General features: G+C 72.9%; 16 protein-coding genes and 1 rRNA gene. 5 read left to right on the top strand and 12 right to left on the bottom strand.

The annotated features are described in order from the left end of the window. Positions 1-456 precede the first annotated feature (456 nt). The 3 genes from SSP29_RS24395 to SSP29_RS24385 all read left to right on the top strand — a co-directional run bounded on the left by SSP29_RS24395 (position 457) and on the right by SSP29_RS24385 (position 5,420). Positions 457-2,259: a glycoside hydrolase family 15 protein gene (locus SSP29_RS24395; protein ID WP_167449997.1), complete on the top strand. Its 1,803-nt coding sequence runs from the start codon at positions 457-459 to the stop codon at positions 2,257-2,259. Between the two features lie 115 nt (positions 2,260-2,374). Continuing rightward, on the top strand, positions 2,375-3,733 hold the full coding sequence (locus tag SSP29_RS24390) for an FAD-binding oxidoreductase (protein ID WP_089102941.1): 1,359 nt from the start codon (positions 2,375-2,377) through the stop codon (positions 3,731-3,733). A 43-nt stretch (positions 3,734-3,776) separates the two neighbouring features. Continuing rightward, entirely contained in the window at positions 3,777-5,420 is a 1,644-nt protein-coding gene (locus tag SSP29_RS24385) for a PucR family transcriptional regulator (protein WP_089102940.1), read from the top strand. 28 nt (positions 5,421-5,448) lie between these two features. Here SSP29_RS24385 and SSP29_RS24380 read toward each other — a convergent pair whose 3' ends face one another. The 5 genes from SSP29_RS24380 to SSP29_RS24360 all read right to left on the bottom strand — a co-directional run bounded on the left by SSP29_RS24380 (position 5,449) and on the right by SSP29_RS24360 (position 11,127). Beyond that, positions 5,449-6,585: a glycosyltransferase family 4 protein gene (locus SSP29_RS24380; RefSeq protein ID WP_089102939.1), complete on the bottom strand. Its 1,137-nt coding sequence runs from the start codon at positions 6,583-6,585 to the stop codon at positions 5,449-5,451. A gap of 560 nt (positions 6,586-7,145) precedes the next feature. Then, a complete protein-coding gene (gene recN, locus SSP29_RS24375; protein WP_089102938.1) occupies positions 7,146-8,864 on the bottom strand; it encodes a DNA repair protein RecN in 1,719 nt (572 codons plus the stop codon). 190 nt (positions 8,865-9,054) lie between these two features. Beyond that, entirely contained in the window at positions 9,055-9,960 is a 906-nt protein-coding gene (locus tag SSP29_RS24370) for an NAD kinase (protein WP_089102937.1), read from the bottom strand. Next, positions 9,957-10,772, bottom strand: coding sequence for a TlyA family RNA methyltransferase (locus tag SSP29_RS24365; RefSeq protein ID WP_089102936.1), 816 nt, complete (start codon positions 10,770-10,772; stop codon positions 9,957-9,959). Before SSP29_RS24365 ends, SSP29_RS24370 begins: the two co-directional genes overlap by 4 nt. A 7-nt stretch (positions 10,773-10,779) precedes the next feature. Further along, positions 10,780-11,127, bottom strand: coding sequence for a hypothetical protein (locus SSP29_RS24360; protein ID WP_089102935.1), 348 nt, complete (start codon positions 11,125-11,127; stop codon positions 10,780-10,782). A 42-nt stretch (positions 11,128-11,169) separates the two neighbouring features. On the opposite strand from SSP29_RS24360, the gene SSP29_RS24355 reads away from it, so the two are divergent. After that, entirely contained in the window at positions 11,170-11,517 is a 348-nt protein-coding gene (locus tag SSP29_RS24355; protein WP_089102934.1) for an SCP2 sterol-binding domain-containing protein, read from the top strand. Here the strand turns inward: SSP29_RS24355 and SSP29_RS24350 are convergent. The 4 genes from SSP29_RS24350 to SSP29_RS24335 form a co-directional block, all read right to left on the bottom strand. Next, positions 11,501-12,304 carry an ABC transporter ATP-binding protein gene (locus tag SSP29_RS24350; RefSeq protein ID WP_438363808.1) on the bottom strand — a complete coding sequence of 268 codons (804 nt, stop codon included), beginning with the start codon at positions 12,302-12,304 and terminating at the stop codon, positions 11,501-11,503. The two genes, SSP29_RS24355 and SSP29_RS24350, sit on opposite strands and share 17 nt — an antisense overlap. 83 nt (positions 12,305-12,387) lie before the next feature. Next, positions 12,388-13,425 carry a FecCD family ABC transporter permease gene (locus tag SSP29_RS24345; protein ID WP_089102933.1) on the bottom strand — a complete coding sequence of 346 codons (1,038 nt, stop codon included), beginning with the start codon at positions 13,423-13,425 and terminating at the stop codon, positions 12,388-12,390. A gap of 8 nt (positions 13,426-13,433) precedes the next feature. After that, a complete protein-coding gene (locus SSP29_RS24340; protein ID WP_089102932.1) occupies positions 13,434-14,477 on the bottom strand; it encodes a FecCD family ABC transporter permease in 1,044 nt (347 codons plus the stop codon). A 43-nt stretch (positions 14,478-14,520) separates the two neighbouring features. After that, positions 14,521-15,549, bottom strand: coding sequence for an HAD-IIA family hydrolase (locus SSP29_RS24335; protein WP_089102931.1), 1,029 nt, complete (start codon positions 15,547-15,549; stop codon positions 14,521-14,523). Positions 15,550-15,633: 84 nt separating this feature from the next. Between SSP29_RS24335 and SSP29_RS24330 the strand changes: the two genes are divergently transcribed. Beyond that, on the top strand, positions 15,634-16,917 hold the full coding sequence (locus SSP29_RS24330) for a DUF1015 family protein (RefSeq protein WP_089102930.1): 1,284 nt from the start codon (positions 15,634-15,636) through the stop codon (positions 16,915-16,917). A gap of 87 nt (positions 16,918-17,004) precedes the next feature. Here the strand turns inward: SSP29_RS24330 and SSP29_RS56235 are convergent, their stop codons facing one another. The 3 genes from SSP29_RS56235 to rrf form a co-directional block, all read right to left on the bottom strand. After that, on the bottom strand, positions 17,005-17,802 hold the full coding sequence (locus SSP29_RS56235; RefSeq protein ID WP_089102929.1) for a tetratricopeptide repeat protein: 798 nt from the start codon (positions 17,800-17,802) through the stop codon (positions 17,005-17,007). Next, positions 17,739-18,944 carry a hypothetical protein gene (locus SSP29_RS58605; protein WP_167449996.1) on the bottom strand — a complete coding sequence of 402 codons (1,206 nt, stop codon included), beginning with the start codon at positions 18,942-18,944 and terminating at the stop codon, positions 17,739-17,741. The genes SSP29_RS56235 and SSP29_RS58605 overlap by 64 nt, the downstream gene beginning before the upstream one ends. Before the next feature lie 166 nt (positions 18,945-19,110). Continuing rightward, a 5S ribosomal RNA gene (rrf, locus tag SSP29_RS24315) occupies positions 19,111-19,227 on the bottom strand. Between the last annotated feature and the right edge of the window lie 63 nt (positions 19,228-19,290).

Below are 19,290 nucleotides of genomic sequence, written 5' to 3'. Positions count from 1 at the left end.
TTTCCGGGGTGGTGCCGTCGCTGCGGTTCGGGGGTTTCGTGCCCACCGGTCCACGGGCTACCAGGGTATCAGCGCCGCGGAGAGATGGCTTCCGGCCACGCTCCGTACACACGTCGGCACAGACGTGTGGCCTGCCTTACCCGCTTTTCACCCAGGGCTCACCCGTTCGGCCCACACGGGTTGCCCGGAGCGGCACGCAGATCATCTACGTGCGTCGTATCCTGCTCGGACACTCGCTGCCGAGCCCGTCCGGAAAACACGGCACACCCCCGCCCGTCACTCCCGGAACAACGAGAGCTTGGCAGTTCGTTGAGCTATGACTGTCGTTTTGCCTCAGGGCGCGGCGGGCTGCTTTGCTTCACCGCTTAACGACGCACAACAACAACCCCCCTTGACCGCACTAGCGACAGCCCCCTTTTGCCTGGGGGTGACGTGGCCGTTCGACTGGAGTTGCACGTGGCCGGGCGCATCGAAGATTACGCACTCATCGGAGACATGCAGACCGCTGCCCTGGTCTGCCGGGACGGCACAGTGGACTGGCTGTGCCTGCCCCGCTTCGACTCGCATGCCATCTTCGCCGGTCTGCTCGGCACCGAGGAACACGGCTTCTGGCGGCTCGGCCCGGCGCACGCGGCCGACTCGCAGCCCCCGACCGCGGCGCGCCGCACCTACCGGGGCGACTCGCTGATCCTGGAGTCGGAGTGGGACACCCCGCGCGGCACGGTCCGGGTGATCGACTTCATGCCCCCGCGTGACGGCGCGCCCCAGCTGATCCGCATCGTCGAGGGCGTCACCGGCCGGGTGCCGATGCGCTCGGTGCTGCGGATGCGGTTCTCCTACGGCCGGGTGGTCCCCTGGGTGCACAAGCACGACGGCCGTACGGTCGCCGTCGCGGGCCCCGACTCGGTGTGGTTCGACACCTCGGCGGAGACCTACGGCAAGTCGCTGACCACGTACGCGGACTTCACCGTCGCCCCCGGCGACCGGATCGCGTTCACGATCTCCTGGGAGCCCTCGCACAAGCAGCCGCCCGCGCTGCCGGAACCGGAGCAGTCGCTGCAGGCGACCGAGGACTTCTGGCGGGAGTGGGTCGAGCACTGCACGTACCACGGCCCGTACCGCGAGGCCGTGGTCCGCTCGCTGATCACCCTGAAGGCCCTGACGTACGCCCCCACGGGCGGCATCGTCGCCGCGCCGACGACCTCCCTCCCGGAGGACATCGGCGGCGTCCGCAACTGGGACTACCGCTACACCTGGCTCCGCGACGCGGCCATCACCCTGTCCTCGCTGCTGCGCACCGGCTACCGCGAGGAGGCCCGCGCCTGGCGCGAGTGGCTGCTGCGCGCGGTCGCCGGCGACCCCGAGAACCTGCAGATCATGTACGGCATCGCGGGCGAGCGCGAGCTGGGCGAGGCCGAGCTGGACTGGCTGCCCGGCTACGAGAACTCGGCGCCGGTCCGGGTCGGCAACGGCGCCGCCCACCAGCTCCAGCTGGACGTCTACGGCGAGGTCACCGAGGCCCTGCACCTGGCCCACATGACCGGCCTCGCCCGCAACGACTACGCGTCCCTCCTCCAGCTCAAGCTGATCCGCTACCTGGAGGACCACTGGGACGAGCCTGACGAGGGCATCTGGGAGGTGCGCGGGCCGCGCCGGCACTTCGTGCACTCCAAGGTGATGGCCTGGGTCGCTGTCGACCGCACCATCAAGCTCATCGAGTCCGGGGACGCGGACGGCCCGCTGGAGCGCTGGAAGGAGCTGCGCGACGACATCCACCGGGACGTCTGCGAGCGGGGCTACGACAAGGAGCGCAACACCTTCACCCAGTCGTACGGCTCCCAGGAGCTGGACGCCTCGCTGCTGCTCATCCCCCAGATGGGCTTCCTGCCCCCGGACGACAAGCGGGTCATCGGCACCATCGAGGCGATCCAGCGGGAGCTGTCCACGCCGGACGGCTTCATCCTGCGCTACCCGACCTCGGGCGGCGAGGAGGGTGTGGACGGCCTCCCGGGCGACGAGGGGGCCTTCCTGGCCTGCTCGTTCTGGATGGCCGACGACCTCGCGATGATCGGGCGCGTCGACGAGGCCCGCAAGCTGTTCGAGAAGCTTCTCGCGCTGCGGAACGACCTCGGGCTGCTCGCGGAGGAGTGGGATCCGCGGCTGAAGCGGCAGGTGGGGAACTTTCCGCAGGCGTTCAGTCATGTGCCGTTGATCGATACGGCGCTTCGGCTTACGGCTTCGGGGGCGTACGGGGGGTAGCGGCCGTCGCTCGGGTGCCGGTGCGTGGGGGCTGGTCGCGCCCACGCGGCGGTAGCCGCAAATCAGACAGGGCCCCGCGCCCCTCTGGGGCGCGCTGCTGCTTAGGCTGGTCATCATGGCTGCCTTCTCTAAGGCGCGCACGGCCCTCGCCGCGCTCCGTGATGACCTCACCGGCGATGTGTTCGCCCCTGGGGACCCGGGGTACGACGCGGCGCGGGTCGTCTTCAATGGCATGGTCGACCGGCGGCCGGCCGTGATCGCCCAGTGCGCGGACGACGCCGACGTGGTCCGGGCGGTGCGGTTCGGGCGGGATCTGGACCTGCACATCGCGGTGCGCGGCGGCGGCCACTCCGTCGCGGGCTCGGCGGCCGCCGACGCCGCGCTGGTGGTGGATCTGCGCCGGATGGACGGGGTGACCGTCGACCCGGCGGCGGAAGCCGTACGTGTGCAGGGCGGGGCCACCATGGGCCGTCTGGACCGGGCGACCCGGCTCCACGGTCTCGCCTGCACCGGTGGGCGGGCCCCCGGCATCGGGGTCGGTGGGTTCGTGCTCGGCGGCGGGTCGGGATGGCTGGACCGGGTCTTCGGGCCGGCCGTCGACAACCTGATCGGTGTCGAGCTGGTCACCGCCGACGGTGAGCGCGTCCACGCCAACGCGGACGAGAACCCGGAGCTGTTCTGGGCCCTGCACGGCGGCGGCGGGAACTTCGGCGTCGCCACCGCGCTCACCCTCGCCCTGCACGAGCTGCCGGCTTTCTCCGTCGCGCTGCTGCGGTACCCGCCGTCGTCCGGCCCGGACGTCGTCCGCGCCTTCCGCGAGGTCATCCGCACCGGTCCCGACGAGGCGGGCGGCGCGGTGGTGTACCTCGCCGACGGCGAGCCGGTGTCGCCGGTGTGTGCCGCCCTCGTGACCTACGCGGGCGGCGCGGAAGGGCTGCGCAAGGTCGCCGGACCGCTGCTCGCGCTGCCGCACGAGGCGGAGATCGCCGGACCGCTGCCGTACCGCGAGGTGCAGTGCCTGCTCGACCTTCCGTCCGGGCTGCGGAACCACTGGTCGGCGGAGTGTCTGACCGCTCTGCCCGACGAGGCGGTGGACGCCTGGTGCGGCTGTGCGGAGCGCATGCCGGTGCCGAGCGGCTCGCAGCAATTGCTGCTCCCGCTGGGCGGCGCGATCGCCTCGGGGCCTGCGGAGTACCCCGTGCCGTACCGGAACGCGGCCTGGGCGGTGCACCCCCTCGGGCACTGGGCGGACCCGGCCGACGACGAACGGGCGATCGCCTGGGTGCGGGACGTCCGTGCCGGGGTCCGGCCCTGGTCCACCGGCGCGGTCTGCCTGAACCTCATCGGTGACGAGGGTCCGGAGCGGGTGCGGGCCGGTCTGGGCGCGGGAAACGCGCTGCGGCTCGGCAAGGTGAAGCGGCACTGGGACCCCGACAACGTTTTCCGTTTCAACCACAACATCGAACCGCTCTGACGGAAAGTGCCGTGAAGGCGTTCGCCCAGGTAGCGTCCGCTCCATGGACAGCGGTACGGACAGCGGATTCGACACCCAGGGCGCCGGGATCACCGTGCAGCGGGCGCTGGAGCTGCCCGCGCTGCGCAGCGGGCTCCCGGAGATCCTGGCGGGCGCCGACCGGCTGGGCCGTACCGTGCGCTGGGTGCACGCGGGCGAGGTGCCGAACATCGCCTCGCTGCTGAAGGGCGGCGAACTGCTGCTCACCACCGGCTACGGCCTCGGCACCCGGCCGACCGAGCAGCGGGCGTTCGTCCGCACCCTCGCCGAGCGTGGCATCGCCGCCCTGGTGGTGGAGCTGGGCGCGCGGTTCTCCCGGCTGCCCGCGACCCTCGTCGACACCGCCAAGGCGACCGGGCTGCCTTTGGTCGTGCTGCACCGCGAGGTGCCGTTCGTGACGGTGACGGAGGAGATCCACACCGAGATCGTCAACCACCACTACGCCCTTCTCCAGCGCGCCGAGGAGGTGCACCGCCGCTGCACCGAGGCCCTGCTGGGCGGTGGCGGGGTCCCCCAGGTGCTCGCCATCCTGGCCGACTTCAGCGGCAACCCGGTCTTCCTGGAGACCACCGACGGCCAGCTGCTGTACGCCGCCGGGTCGGGGCCCGAGGGAGCCGACCCGCTCCAGGTGTGGGAGGGGCTGCGCGGCCAGCACAAGGACGCGCCGCCGCCGACCGGGGTGGTCCTGGTGGACGTGCCGGGCGGCGGTCCGGGGACCGGATCGGTGCGCGCCCGTCTGGTCCTGCTCCCGGTGCGCGGCCCCCTCGCCCCCGTCCACCGCATCGCCGCCGAGCGGGCCGCGGGCATCCTGGCCGTCGTGCTGATGCAGGCCCGCCAGGAGGAGGAGCTGGCGGCGCGCGGGCGCGGCGACTTCCTGACCGACCTCGCCGAGGGCCGGATCACCGCGGAGGACGCCCCGGCGCAGGCCCGTGTCCTCGGCTTCAAGCCGGGCGGCAGCCCGCTGCTGCCGGTGGTCATGCGGGTCGGCGACTCGCTGTCCCCGGGCGGGGGCTGGGCGTTGCTGGCGCGCGCGGTGGGTGAGGAGCTGGCGGCCGTGGGCGTGCCCGTCCTGCTGGGCGTACGACCGGTCGAGGGCCGCGTGCCGCTGCTCCTCGGCCTGCGCTCGGAGGCGGAGCGGACGACGGTCGCGGACCGGGTCGCGGCGGTGCTCAGGGCGGGGGTGGAGCGCGCCGGGATGCAGCGCCCCGGGGCCGCTCCCCCGGTCGTGGTGGTCGGCGTGGCCGGCGGCTGGGCGGCCGCGTCGGCGGGCCTGCGGCACGCGGCCGAGACGGCGACGGCGGCCCAGGGCCTCTCCGACCGGCCCTGGTACGACGCCCGCCGCCTCGACATCGACCTCCTCCTGTGGCGGCTGCGCGACCACCCCGACCTGGCGGCCTTCGTCGACCGCGCGATCGGCCCGCTCCGCGACCACGACCACCGCTCCAAGCCGCCGCTGCTGCCCACCCTGGAGACCTACCTGGCGCACGCGGGCCGCAAGGCGGAGACGGCCCGCGAACTCCACCTCAACCGGCAGACCCTCTACAACCGCCTCGCCCGCATCGGGGAGTTGCTGGGCACGGACCTGGACGACCCGCAGGCGGTCCTGGCGTTGAGCCTGGCCCTGCGGGCACGCCGACACGTCCCCTAGGGCCGCACGACCTCACGGCCCGACGGCCTCAGGGCAGCGGCCGGGGCTGGGTCAACTCGTCGTACACGCTGAGCACTTGGGCCACGGTCTCGTCCTCCGTGGGCCAGCTCGCCGCCTGCCGGGCACCCCGCTCACGCAGCTCCGCGCAGCGCCCTGGGTCGTCGAGGAGGCGTACGACGGTGTCGGCGAGGGCCCGTGCGTCGCCGTACGCGACCAGCTCTGCCGCGTCCCCGACCAGGTCGGGGACGCCGCCGACGGCGGTCGCGACGAGCGGCACCCGCGCGTGCAGGGCCTCCTGGGCGAGGACCGAGCGGGACTCCCAACTACTGGACAGCAGCGCCAGATCGGCGGCGGCGAGCAGCTCGGCGACGTCGTCACGGCGCCCGATCAGCCGCACGGGCAGCTCCTCGTCCTCGATCCGCCGCTGCAACGCCGCACGCAGCGGCCCCTCGCCGGCGATGACGAGGAGCGGCACCGGGTCGAGCCGGCACCAGGCGCGCGCCGCGTCCAGCAGCAGGTCATAGCCGCGATGCCGGTCGAGGGAGCCGACGGCGATGAGCAACGGCCGCCCCATGGCGCCGAGTTCGGCGCGGACCTTGGGCCGCAGCCGCTCCGCCTCGTCCTGGTCAACGGACCGCCGCGGGCCGGGCAGCGCCACGGCGGCGAGCCGGGCGTCCCGGGCGCCGGTACGGCGGGCCCGGTCCACCAGGTCGGAGGTGGTTCCGAGCACCACGGCGGCCGTCCGCACCACCCGCCGCTCCAGCATCCGCAGCAGATGCGCCCGGGCGCCCTCGGCGTGCGCCCGGTTGTGCCAGGTGACGATCAGCGGGGTGCTGCGGCCGCTCAGCGCCAGCACCGCGCGGAAGGAGGCGTGCAGGCCGTGGGCGTGCACCAGGTCCGCGTCCGTGCAGGCGGCGCGGAGGGCCGCGACCGAGCCCGGGTCGCTGCTGCGCGGCACGTGCACGTGGTCGGCGCCGACGTCCGAGAAGCCGTAGGCGCGATCCGCCTCGACGGGGGCGCACACCGTGACCCGCACGCCCCGCTCGACCAGGCCGGCGGTCAGCGACCGCACGTGCGCGCTGCTGGCGGCGTTGCCGCCGCCCAGCACCTGCACGGTGCGCAGCGGCGACTGACCGTGCGGTGCGTTGCTGCTCACGGGGCTCACGCGGCCGGGACTCCTGGTTCGGCGTGGGGCGGTCACGAGGGAACGTACAGAAGGTATCGGGGCCGAGGGGGTCACCGCGCGCCTCCCCCGGGCGCCGCGTCCTCCTCAAGGATGCCAGCACACAGGGGTGTTCCGGGCACTCCGAGAAGGCACATACCGAGGCGGGCCGGGGCAATGCGCCGGAGCGTGTCACCCGGGAGGGTGAAGAAAACGCCGCCGAGGAGGAACGCCGTGGGCGCCACCAGCCACGATGCGCTCCCGTGCCGGGACATCGCCGAGGGGGTGGCTGGCACCCCGGACCGACAGCCTCGAAACCAACAGCCCCCGGCCGACGGCCTCGAACGGACGGCCTCAGCCCGACGACCTCGAACCGACGACCTCGAACCGACGGGCTCGAACCTACGGGCTCGAACCTACGGGCTTTGACCGCCGGCAGCCTTTGACCGCCGGCAGCCTTTGACCGGCAGAAGGAATGGCAGCGGAAGCGGCGGGACGGACGACGCCCCGCCGCCCCGCCGCTCCGGCCGGGCGCTCCGGCCCGGCGATCCGTCAGCGGGCCGTCAGCGGTCCGCCCGTGCCGTCGCCAGCAGTTCCTCCGCGTGCGCCCGTGCCGTCTCCGAGTCCTCCTGGCCGGCCAGCATGCGGGACAGCTCCCGGACCCGCTCCTCGCCCTCCAGGACCTTCACGCCGGACCGGGTGACCGTGCCGTCGTTGGTCTTCTCGACCAGCAACTGCCGGTCGGCGAAGGCGGCGACCTGGGGCAGGTGGGTGACGACGACCACCTGCGCGGACTTGGCGAGCTTGGCCAGGCGCCGCCCGATCTCCACCGCCGCCTTGCCGCCCACGCCCGCGTCGACCTCGTCGAAGAGGTACGTCGGGACCGGGTCGGTGTCCGCGAAGACGACCTCCACCGCGAGCATCACGCGCGACAGCTCACCGCCGGACGCGCCCTTGGCGATGGGGCGGGGCGGAGCGCCGGGGTGCGGGGCGAGGAGCAGCTCGACCTCGTCGGCGCCCGACGGGCCGTAGGCCACCGCCCGTCCGTCGACCTCCACGCCCTCCGGGTCCTCGGCCTGCCGGATGGCGAAGGACACGCGCGCGTGCGGCATCGCCAGGGAGCCCAGCTCCGCGGTGACGGCGGCTGCGAAACGTTCGGCGGCGTCGGTACGCGCGTCGGTCAGCGCCTGTGCGAGTCCGCCCAGTTCCGCACGGAGGGCATCCCGCTCGGCGGTCAGTTCGTCGATCCGCTCGTCGTCGCCGTCGAGTTCGGTGAGCCGCGCGGCGCCCTGTTCCGCCCACGCCAGCACCGCGTCGATGTCCGAGCCGTACTTGCGGGTGAGCGCGGTGAGCGCGGCGCGCCGCTCCTCCACGGCCGCGAGCCGCAGCGGATCGGCGTCCAGGTCGTCGGCGTAGCCGGCCAGCTCGCCGGCCACATCGCCCAGCAGGATCCCGACCTCGCCGATCCGGTCGGCGAGCGCGGCCAGTGCCGGATCGTGCGAGCGAACGGCCTCCAGGGCCCGGTGCGCGCCCGCCACGAGGGTGGCCGCGTCGATGCCCTCGGGGTCCTCGGGGTTGCCCGCGAGCGCGGAGTGCGCGGCGGTCGCGGCCGACGACAGCGCCTCGGCGTGCCCGAGCCGCTCGGCCTCCTCGGCCAGCTCCGCATCCTCGCCGGCCCTCGGCTCCACGCCCGCGATCTCGTCCAGCCCGTAGCGCAGCATGTCGGCCTCCTGGGCCCGCTCACGTGCGCGCGTGACGATCTCCTCCAGCTCGGCCGCCACGGCCCGCAGCCGCCGGTAGGCCTCGCCGTACTTGGCCAGCGGTACGGCGACCCCGTCGCCCGCATACCGGTCGAGGGCCTGCCGCTGCCTGCTCAGCTTCAGCAGCCCCTGCTGGTCGGTCTGCCCGTGCACGGCCACCAGGTCGTCGGCGAGCTCGGCGAGCAGCCCCACGGGCACGCTCCGCCCGCCCAGGTGCGCCCGTGAGCGCCCCTCGGCGGAAACGGTACGGCTGAGCAGCAGCGCCCCGTCGTCCAGCTCGGCACCGGCCTCCTCGGCCCGTACGGCCGCCGAGGCTCCGGGGGGCACGGTGACCCGCCCCTCGACGACCGCCTTCTCGGACCCGATCCGCACGAGCGCGGGATCGGCCCGCCCGCCGAGCAGCAGCCCCAGGCTGGTGACCACCATGGTCTTGCCCGCACCGGTCTCACCGGTGACGGCGGTGAACCCCGGCGACAACTCGACGACAGCGTCGTCGATGACCCCGAGTGACCGTATCCGCATTTCTTCCAGCACGGGGAAGACCTTACGAGGTAGGGCGGGAGAAGCGCGAGGCACCCTGTCACCCGGGCGAGTGGAGGTGCGCCCCAAAGGGGCGCGGGGCTGTACCGACTTGCGGCTACCGCCGCGCGGGCGCGACCAGCCCCCACGCACCCGCGCCCGCCGACGCACCGAACCCGGCCCCCACGAACCGCTAGTGCGGCGCCCCCCGCCATCCAGAGACGGGCAGCGCGAACTTCGCCACCAGCCGGTCCGTGAACGACGCATGATGCAGTCGGGCCAGCCGCACCGGCACCGCACCCCGCCGCACCTCGACCCGCGCCCCCGGCGGCAGCTCCACCGTCCGCCGCCCGTCGCACCACAGCACCCCCGGCTGGATGTGCGGCAGCACCTCCACCGCGAGCACCGAGTCCGGCGAGGTCACCAGCGGCTTCGCGAACAGCGCGTGCGCGGAGATCGGCACCATCAGCAGCGCCTCCACCTCCGGCCACACCACCGGCCCACCGGCGGAGAAGGCATAGGCGGTGGACCCGGTCGGCGTCGACAGCACGATCCCGTCACACCCGAACCCCGTCACCGGCCGCCCGTCGATCTCCAGCACCACTTCCAGCAGCTTCTCGGCGCCCGCCTTCTGCACGGCCGCCTCGTTCAGCGCCCAGTCGGTGTGCACGATGTCCCCGTTGCGGTGCACGACGACGTCGACGGTCATCCGCTCCTCGACCTCGTACGCCTTGCTCACCACCCGGTCGACGACCTTGTCGAGGTCGTCCCGCTCGGCCTCCGCGAGGAACCCGACACTGCCGAGGTTGACGCCGAGCATCGGCACCCCGGAGGCGCGGGCGAACTCGGCGCCGCGCAGCAGCGTCCCGTCACCGCCGAGGACGATGAGCAGCTCGCAGCCGTCGAGGCTGTGCGGCGAGGCCTCCTCGACGAGTTCGACCTCTTCGGGCAGGGGCAGGTCGTGTGCCTCGTACTCCAGCACCCGGACGCCGACTCCGGCCGCCAGCAGCCCCTTCACCACGAGCTCGGCGCTGCGGATCGCCGCGGGCCGCCCGGTGTGGGCCAGCAGGAAAACAGTACGAGCTCGGTTCTGTGTCAACGCGGCCCCTCCGCCACTGCACGGTCAACGTCGGCCGGATCCAACTGGGGTGCGCCGGCCCGCAGCCACAGAAAGTACTCGACGTTGCCGGACGGCCCGGGCAGCGGACTGGCGGTGACTCCCTTCACCCCGAGCCCCAGCTCCCACGCCTTCTCGGCAACCCCCCGCACGGCCTCCGCCCGCAGCTGCGGACTCCGTACGACTCCCCCGCTGCCCAGTCGCTCCTTGCCCACCTCGAACTGCGGCTTGACCATCATCACCAGGTCGGCGTCCGCCTTCACACACCGCGCCAGGGCCGGCAGCACCAGCCCGAGCGGGATGAAGGACAGATCACCCACGACAAGATCCACAGGCTCCCCATCGATCGCTTCAAGCGTCAACTCGCGTACGTTCGTACGGTCCTTGACGGTGACGCGTTCATCGCTCTGCAGAGACCACGCGAGTTGGCCGTATCCGACGTCGACGGCGACGACGTGCGCGGCCCCCGAGCGCAGCAGCACATCGGTAAAGCCGCCGGTCGACGCGCCGGCGTCCAGCGCCCGCCGCCCCTCGACCAGGAGGCCCTCCGGGACGAACACCGCCAGCGCGCCGGCGAGCTTGTGGCCGCCGCGCGACACGTACTCGGGATCGCTGTCGTCGGCCTGTACGACGATGGCGGCGGCGGTCTCCACCTGGGTGGCCGGCTTGGTCGCGACGGCCTTGCCGACGGTGACCCGCCCGGCGGAGATCAGCTGGCTGGCGTGCTCGCGCGAGCGCGCGAGCTTCCGGCGGACCAGCTCCGCGTCCAGACGGCGACGTGCGACTCCTGCCACGGTGGGTTCAGCTCCTGCTCTGGTGGTACGACGGTGCTGGCGCCCTGTTGCCGTACGGCGGGGCGGGCGCCGGGGGGCCCGGAGGCCCCGGAGGTCCCGGAGGTCCCGGGCGGGCGTCGAGCTCGGTCAGCGCGTCGCGCAGCCCCCCGTGTACATCCTCGTACACCTCCAGATGCCCGTCCGTGGCGAGGTGGTCGGCGTCGGCCAGCCGGTCGAGCTGTGCGTCTACCCCGGCGTTGCCGGTGGGAGTGCGCGGGACGTTCAGCGGGGCGGGCGCGGCGGGGTCGTACTCGGGTTCGACGGCGGCCGCTTCCTCGGCCTCCGCCACCCGGCCCTCGGGCACGGAGTCGGTCATGCCCCGACGCTACATCGAACCGCTGGGGTACCGTCGATCGCGATGGCCACGATCGAGGAGTGCCGCGCCGCACTCGACAAGCTCTCGCACAACATGGGTGGCGCCGAGGGCGACGTCCGGACGGCCGCCGCCATGGACCGCACGGTCAGCTGCCACATCACCGACCTGGACGTCACCTTCGCCGGCCGGCTCACCGGCGGCCGGATCGAGGTCGAGGAGACGTTCCCCGGGCCGCCGCGGGAGAAGGCGCAGATCAGACTCGCCATGGCGGGCGACGACCTGGTGGCCCTGGTCGACGGTGAGCTGAACTTCACCGGGGCCTGGGGCTCGGGCCGGGTGAAGCTGGAGGCGAACCTACTGGACCTGTTCCGGCTCAGGAAGTTGTTGTGACCCTCGCCTTCCGGGCCGCCGGCACCACCAGCGGGGTCCCCGTCTCCGGGTCGTCGATGATCTGGCAGCGCAGCCCGAACACCTCCTCGACCAGCTCGGCGGTGACGATGTCGTTCGGGGCGCCCTCGGCGACGACCCGGCCGCCCTTGAGTGCGATCAGGTGGGTGGCGTAGCGAGCCGCGTGGTTGAGGTCGTGCAGCACGGCGACCAGCGTCCGCCCCTGCTCCTCGTGGAGTTCGGCACACAGGTCGAGGACGTCGATCTGATGCTGGATGTCCAGGTAGGTGGTCGGCTCGTCCAGGAGCAGCAGGGGGGTCTGCTGGGCGAGCGCCATGGCGATCCAGACGCGCTGCCGCTGGCCGCCGGAGAGTTCGTCGACGTACCGGTCGGCGAGTTCGGCGACGCCGGTCCGGGCCATCGACTCCTGGACGACCCGTTCGTCCTCGGCGGACCACTGGCGCAGGATGCCCTGGTGCGGGTAGCGGCCGCGGCCGACCAGGTCGCCGACGGTGATGCCGTCGGGCGCGATCGACGACTGCGGGAGCAGGCCGAGGGTGCGGGCGACCTTCTTCGCGGGCATCGACTGGATGACCTGGCCGTCGAGCAGCACCCGGCCCTGGCTGGGCCTGAGCATCCGGGACAGCGCGCGCAGCAGCGTCGACTTGCCGCAGGCGTTGGGGCCGACGATCACCGTGAAGGAGTTGTCGGGGATCTCCACCGACAGCTGCTCGGCGATGACGCGCTGGTCATAGGCGAGGGTGACGTTCTCGGCGGACAGGCGGTTCACTGTGCTCCTCTTGCTGTCGGACTCGTCTGACTCGTCTGACTCGGGTGTCACGCTCAGGTCCGAGCCATCTTCCGGTTCCGGTGTCATATCCGGCCCGCCCGGCGCTCGGTGACGAGGAGCCACAGCAGATAGACCCCGCCGAGGACGCCGGTGACCACGCCGACGGGCAGCTGGTCGGCACCGAAGGCGCGCTGCGAGGCCCAGTCGGCGGTGACCAGCAGGGCGGCTCCCATGCTGAGGGAGGGCACCAGGTTGGGGCCGGGCGAGCGGGTGAGGCGGCGGGCGAGCTGGGGGGCGGTGAGGGCCACGAAGCTGACCGGGCCCGCGGCGGCGGTGGCGGCCGCGGTCAGCAGGACGGCGGCCACCATCAGCAGCATCCGCACCCGCTCCACGCGCACCCCGAGGGCGTTGGAGACGTCGTCGCCCATCTCCATCATCCTGAGCCCCCGCGCATTGGCGAGGACCAGCGGGACCAGGACCGCGCACAGCGCGAGCAGCGGCCAGACCTGGCTCCAGTCACGGCCGTCGAGGGAGCCGGTCATCCAGACCACCGCACGCGTCGCGTCTACCAGGTCGGCCTTGGTGAGCAGATAGCCGTTGACCGCGGTGACGACCGCGGAGACACCGATGCCGACCAGGACCAGCCGGTAGCCGTGCACGCCCTGCTTCCAGGCGAGGAGGTAGATGGCGAGGCCGGTCACCAGGCCGCCGATCAGCGCGCCGACGGTGACCTGGGCGGCGCTCCCGGACAGCAGCACGATGACGACGAGCGCGCCGGAGGTGGCGCCCTGCGAGAGGCCGAGGACGTCCGGGCTGCCCAGCGGGTTGCGGGAGACCGACTGGAACAGGGCGCCGCCGAGACCGAGCGAGGCGCCGACCAGCAGACCGACCAGGACCCGCGGCAGCCGCAGCTCGTTGACGATGAAGTCCTGCCCGGCGGTGCCGTTCCCGGCCAGGGTCCGCAGCACGTCGCCGAAGGAGATCGGGAAGTCCCCGGTACCGATCAGCACGACACTCGCGGCGGCCGTGGCCAGCAGCAGCGCGCCGACCACGGCCAGCACGCGCACGTCGGCCCGCACGGAGAGCCCGCCGGGGGTGCGCAGAGTACGCGTGTTCCTCACAGCGGTCCTCACAGCTGGGCCGTCCTACGCCGTCGTACGAGAAGAATGAAGACCGGCCCGCCGATGATCGCGGTGACGATGCCGACCTGGAGCTCCGCGGGGCGGGCGACGATCCGGCCGACGACATCGGCGCCGAGCAGCAGCACGGGCGACAGGACCGTCGCGTACGGCAGGATCCAGCGCAGGTCGGGGCCGGTGAACGAGCGCACGACGTGCGGGACCATCAGGCCGACGAAGGCGATCGGGCCGCAGGCGGCGGTGGCCGCGCCGCACAGCACGGTGGCGGCGAGCATGGCCAGGGCCCGGGTGCGGCCCAGGTTCGCACCGAGGGCGCGGGCGGTGTCGTCGCCCATCGCCACCGCGTTCAGCGGCCGGGCGAGGCCGAGCGCGAGCAGGGTGCCGGCCGCGAGGAACGGCAGCACCTGGGCGATCGTCGAGTCGGAGGCCGAGGCCAGCGAACCCACCGTCCAGAAACGCAACTTGTTGAGCGCCGCGTCGTCCGTGATCATCACGGCCTGGAGGTAGCCGTAGAGCGCGGCGCTGATCGCCGTACCGGCCAGGGCGAGCCGCACGGGGGTGGCGCCCCGGCTGCCGCCCAGGAACCACACCAGCGCGCCCACCGCGGCCGCCCCGAGGAAGGCGAACCACACATAGCCGTTCAGGGTGCTGACGCCGAAGTAGGTGATGGCGGTGACCACCGCGGCCGACGCGCCCGCGTTGATGCCGAGCAGGCCGGGGTCGGCGAGCGGGTTGCGGGTGAGCGCCTGGAGCACCGCCCCGGACAGGCCGAGGGCGGCGCCGGCCAGCAGGCCGAGGACGGTCCGCGACAGCCGCGCGTCGACGACGACGTCGCCGTACGTCCCCGTGTCGTGGAACAGGCCGTGCCAGACCTGGTCCAACGGCAGCTCTTTCGCCCCGATCGCGATGCTCGCCAGGGCGACGAGCAGCAGGATCGCAAGGGAGACGAGGAGCCCGAGGGCCCGTATCGCCCGGCGGTTCGGGGGCGCGGGGGCGGTCTCCGCGCGCTGTTCGGGAGGACTGTCGACCAACACGAGGTTAGGTTAGCCTACCCTCGCATCCGGCCTCGATGGGGTCTCAGAGCCCCAGCCGCGCCAGTGCCTTGCCTCCGTCCAGCTCGCAGGAGCCCTCCCCGGCCGCCGTCCAGGCCGCCGCGCACAGCGCCCGCAGCCCGTCGAGCGCCTCGCCGTCGCCCTCCAGCTCCAGCCGGTCGGCACCGGCCGTCGCCGTCCAGCCACCGCACCGGAAGCCGTCGCCGGCCGCCGTGGCCTCCGGCTGCCCGGTGAGCAGACCGCGCAGATCGGCGTCGACATAGGTCGGCCGGTGCTGCGGCGGCGCGGCGAGCAGCTGACGCCCGTCGGTGACGCCGGTCAGCACGAGCAGCGAGTCCACCCCGCCGTTGAACGCGCCCTCGATGTCGGTGTCCAGCCGGTCCCCGACCACCAACGGCCGCTTCGCACCCGTCCGCAGGATCGTCTCCCGGTGCATCGGCGGCAGCGGCTTGCCCGCCACCTGCGGCTCGGCGCCCGTCGCGATCCGCACCACCTCCACCGCCGCGCCGTTGCCCGGCGCGATTCCGCGCCCGCTCGGGATCGTCAGATCGGTGTTGGACGCGAACCACGGCACCCCGCGCGCGACGGCGTACGACGCCTCGGCGAACCGCCCCCAGGGCAGCTCCGGGCCGCCGAACCCCTGCACCACGGCCGCCGGATCGTCGTCCGCCGACTCCACCGGCTCAAGCCCCCGCTCCCGCAGGGCGACCCGCAGCCCCTCCCCGCCGATGACCAGCACCCGCGACCCCGCCGGCACCTGCTCGCTGATCAGCCGCGCGACCGCCTGCGCCGAGGTGATGACGTCGTCGGCCCCCGTCGGGATCCCCAGCTCGGTGAGGTGCTCGGCCACCGCGGCCGGCGGCCGCAGCGCGTTGTTGGTGACGTACGCCAGATGCATCCCGCCCGCGCGGGCGACCTCCAGCGACTCCACGGCGTGCGCGATCGCGCTGCCGCCCGCGTACACCACCCCGTCCAGATCGAGCAGCGCCGTGTCGTACGCCGTGCTCAGGGCCTGTCCGCTGCCCTCGGGACCAGTCCTGACGCCCTGGCTCATCCCCATCGCTCCTCGCCACTCCTCGTTGACCCGCCTTGCACCGTCGATCATCCCGCACGCCACTGACACACGTACGATGCCGGGATGAACACTGCAGGTCACTCGGAAGCAACGGAGCGCCGAGGCCTGGAACTCACCCCGTTCCGAGGCCTTCGCTACGACCCCGACCGGGTCGGGAGCCTCGCCGCCGTCACTTCCCCGCCGTACGACGTCGTCGTACGCCCCGACGGCGTACACCACCTCCAGTCCGCCGACCCGCACAACATCGTCCGCCTCATCCTTCCCCAGGCCGGTTCCCCCAGCGCCGGTACCGAACAGGCGGCCGACACCCTGCACCGCTGGCAGGCCGAGGGCATCCTCGCCACGGATCCCGAGCCGGGCCTGTACGTCTACGAACAGCACGACGGCAACGGTCTGCTCCAGCGCGGTGTCATCGGCGCCCTGCGGATCTCGGAGCCGTCGGAGGGCGTGGTGCTGCCGCACGAGGAGGTCATGCCCCCGGTCGTCGCCGACCGCGCGGCCCTGATGCGCGCCACCTCCGCGAACCTCGAACCCCTCCTGCTCACCTACCGGGGCAACGGCGCGGCCGCCGAGGTCGTCGACGCGGTGGCCGGCCGCCCCCCGCTGCTCGCCACCACCACGGAGGACGGTTTCCACCACCGCCTCTGGTCGATCACCGACCCGGCGGAGGTGGCCCTCGTCCAGTCCGACCTGGCCCACCGCCAGGCCCTGATCGCCGACGGCCACCACCGCTGGGCCACCTACTTGCGTCTACGCGCGGAGCACCCCTCTCCCAGCCCCTGGGACTACGGCCTGGTCCTCCTCGTCGACACCGCCCGCTACCCGCTGCGCGTCCGCGCCATCCACCGCCTGCTGCACGGCCTGCCGGTGGCGCAGGCCCTGGAGCACGTCAAGGGCCTGTTCCGGGTACGACGGCTCGACGTCCCCCTGCCGGCGGCCCAGGAGGCGCTGGCGGACGCGGCCTGCGCCGGCAACGCGTTCCTGCTGGCCGGCGACGGCGCGTTCCATCTCATCGACCGCCCGGACCCAGACCTCCTGGCCCGTACGATCCCGGACGACCGCCCGGCCGCCTGGCGCACCCTGGACGCGACCGTCCTGCACGCCACGCTCCTCGACCACGTCTGGCGCATCCCCGAGGACTCACCCGCGCACATCGCGTACATCCACGACACGGCGGCGACGGTCGCCAAGGCCGAGCGCGACGGCGGTACGGCCGTCCTCATGCACCCGGTCCGCGAGGAGGTCGTCCGCGACCTGGCCCGCCAGGGCGTGACGATGCCCCGCAAGTCGACGTCCTTCGGCCCGAAGCCGGCGTCGGGGCTGGTGCTGCGGGCGCTCGACGTCTGAAAGAGGACGTCTGAAAGCGAGAGGGCAGACCCCGATCGGGGCCTGCCCTCTGCCAGTCATTCAGCCTCAGTCACCCGGCCACTGACCTCAATCCTGCTCGGCCTCAGACTCGGACTCGGACTCGGCGTGGGTCCCGGATTCGGTCTCGGTCTCGGTCTCAGCCGCAGCCGCAGCCGCGGTCTCGGCCGCGGTCTCGGCCGCGGTCTCGGCCGCGGTCTCGGTCTCCTGGGGGGTCTCCTCGGACTCCCCCTCGTCCAGTGCGTCGACGAACTCGACCCCGTCCAGCTCGGCCAGCCGGTCGGAGGCGTCCGTGCTGCCGTCCCGGTCGGCCTCGACGGCCTTGGCGAACCACTCGCGGGCCTCGTCGGCACGCCCGGCGGCGAGCAGGGCGTCGGCGTAGGCGTACCGCAGCCGCGCGGTCCACGGCTGTACGGAGTTCGAGGCGAGCTCGGGGCTCTGCAGTGTCACGATCGCCGCGTCCAGCTGCCCCATGTCACGCCGGGCCCCGGCGGCGACGAGCCGCATCTCGACCTGACCGGCCTTGTCGAGCTTGTGCACCTCGGGGGCGCCGGCCATGTCGAGCGCCTTCTCCGGCCGCCCGAGCCCACGCTCGCAGTCGGCCATCACCGGCCACAGGTCGACGGTGCCGGTCATGCGCCGCGCGGCCCGGAACTCGCCGAGTGCCTCGGAGTACTTCTGGTTCGCGTACGCGGCGAACCCGGCCGCCTCACGGACGGCTGCGACACGGGACGCCAGCCGCAGGGCCACCTTGGAGTAGCCGTAGGCGCCCTCGGGGTCCTCGTCGATGAGCCGGGCGACCATCACCAGGTTCTTGGCGACGTCCTCCGCGAGCGTCTTGGGCAGGCTCTGCAGCTCCTGCCGCACGTCCTTGTCGATCTCGTCACCGGTGACGTCCTCCGGGATCGGCAGCCGCTTGATCGGCTCACGGTCCCGGTCACGCTCCCGCTCGTCACGGAAGCGGCCGCCGCCGCGCCGGTCATCACGCCGGTCGTCCCGGCGGTCGTCACGCCGGTCGTCCCGGCCGCGGTAACCGCCACCACGGCTGTCGTCCCGGCGCCCGTACCCGCCGCCACCGCGGTTGTCGTCGCGACGGGGGCCGCGGTCGCGGTCGTCGCGGCGCCCGTAGCCGCCCCGGTCACCACCACGATCGTCACGCTGGAACCCCGGACGAGAACCACGGCTGTCATCACGACGACCGTAACCACCGCCACCGCCGCCGCCACCGCGGTTGTCATCACGCCGGTCGTCCCGACGGAAGCCACCACGGTCATCGCGGTCGTCACGCCGGAAAACAGGACGGTCACCACGGTCATCACGACGGTCATCACGGCGATCGTCACGACGGAAAGCCGGACGATCCCCACGGTCATCGCGACGGGGGCCGCGGTCGCGGTCGTCGCGGCGCCCGTAGCCGCCCCGGTCACCACCACGATCGTCACGCTGGAACCCCGGACGAGAACCACGGCTGTCATCACGACGACCGTAACCACCGCCACCGCCGCCGCCACCGCGGTTGTCATCACGCCGGTCGTCCCGACGGAAGCCACCACGGTCATCGCGGTCGTCACGCCGGAAAACAGGACGGTCACCACGGTCATCACGACGGTCATCACGGCGATCGTCACGACGGAAAGCCGGACGATCCCCACGGTCATCGCGACGGGGGCCGCGGTCGCGGTCGTCGCGGCGCCCGTAGCCGCCCCGGTCACCACCACGATCGTCACGCTGGAACCCCGGACGAGAACCACGGCTGTCATCACGACGACCGTAACCACCACCGCCGCCACCGCCACCGCGGTTGTCATCACGACGGCCGTAACCGCCGCCGCCACCACCGCCACGGTTGTCATCACGACGGTCGTCACGACGGCCATAGCCGCCGCCACCGCCGCCGCGGTTGTCGTCACGCCGGCCGTAACCGCCGCCACCACCGCCACGGTTGTCATCGCGCCGGCCGTAACTGCCACGATCTCCACGGTCGTTGCGGTCGCCGCGGTGTCCGCCACGCTCGCCGCGGTCACCGCTGTCCCGTTGCCGCTGGTCGCGCTCCGGTCGGTCGTCGGGAGAGTTGGTGGACATGGTGACTCCTGTCTTCGGTACCGCAAGCATTGTAAAAACAAAAGGACCCCTGGTCCCAGCTGAACGCTGGGACCAGGGGTCCTTCCAAAGATTGTTCGGCGGTGTCCTACTCTCCCACAGGGTCCCCCCTGCAGTACCATCGGCGCTGTAAGGCTTAGCTTCCGGGTTCGGAATGTAACCGGGCGTTTCCCTCACGCTATGACCACCGAAACCCTAATGGTTTCGAGCGAACAAGCACACTCTTTAATTGTGTGTTCAGCTCTCACCGGCAAC

It is taken from the genome of Streptomyces hyaluromycini (genome assembly GCF_002217755.1).
GTDB classification, from domain to species: Bacteria; Actinomycetota; Actinomycetes; order Streptomycetales; family Streptomycetaceae; genus Streptomyces; species Streptomyces hyaluromycini.
Note: the sequence above shows the minus strand (reverse complement) of the source record. Positions and strands in the feature narration are given on the sequence as shown.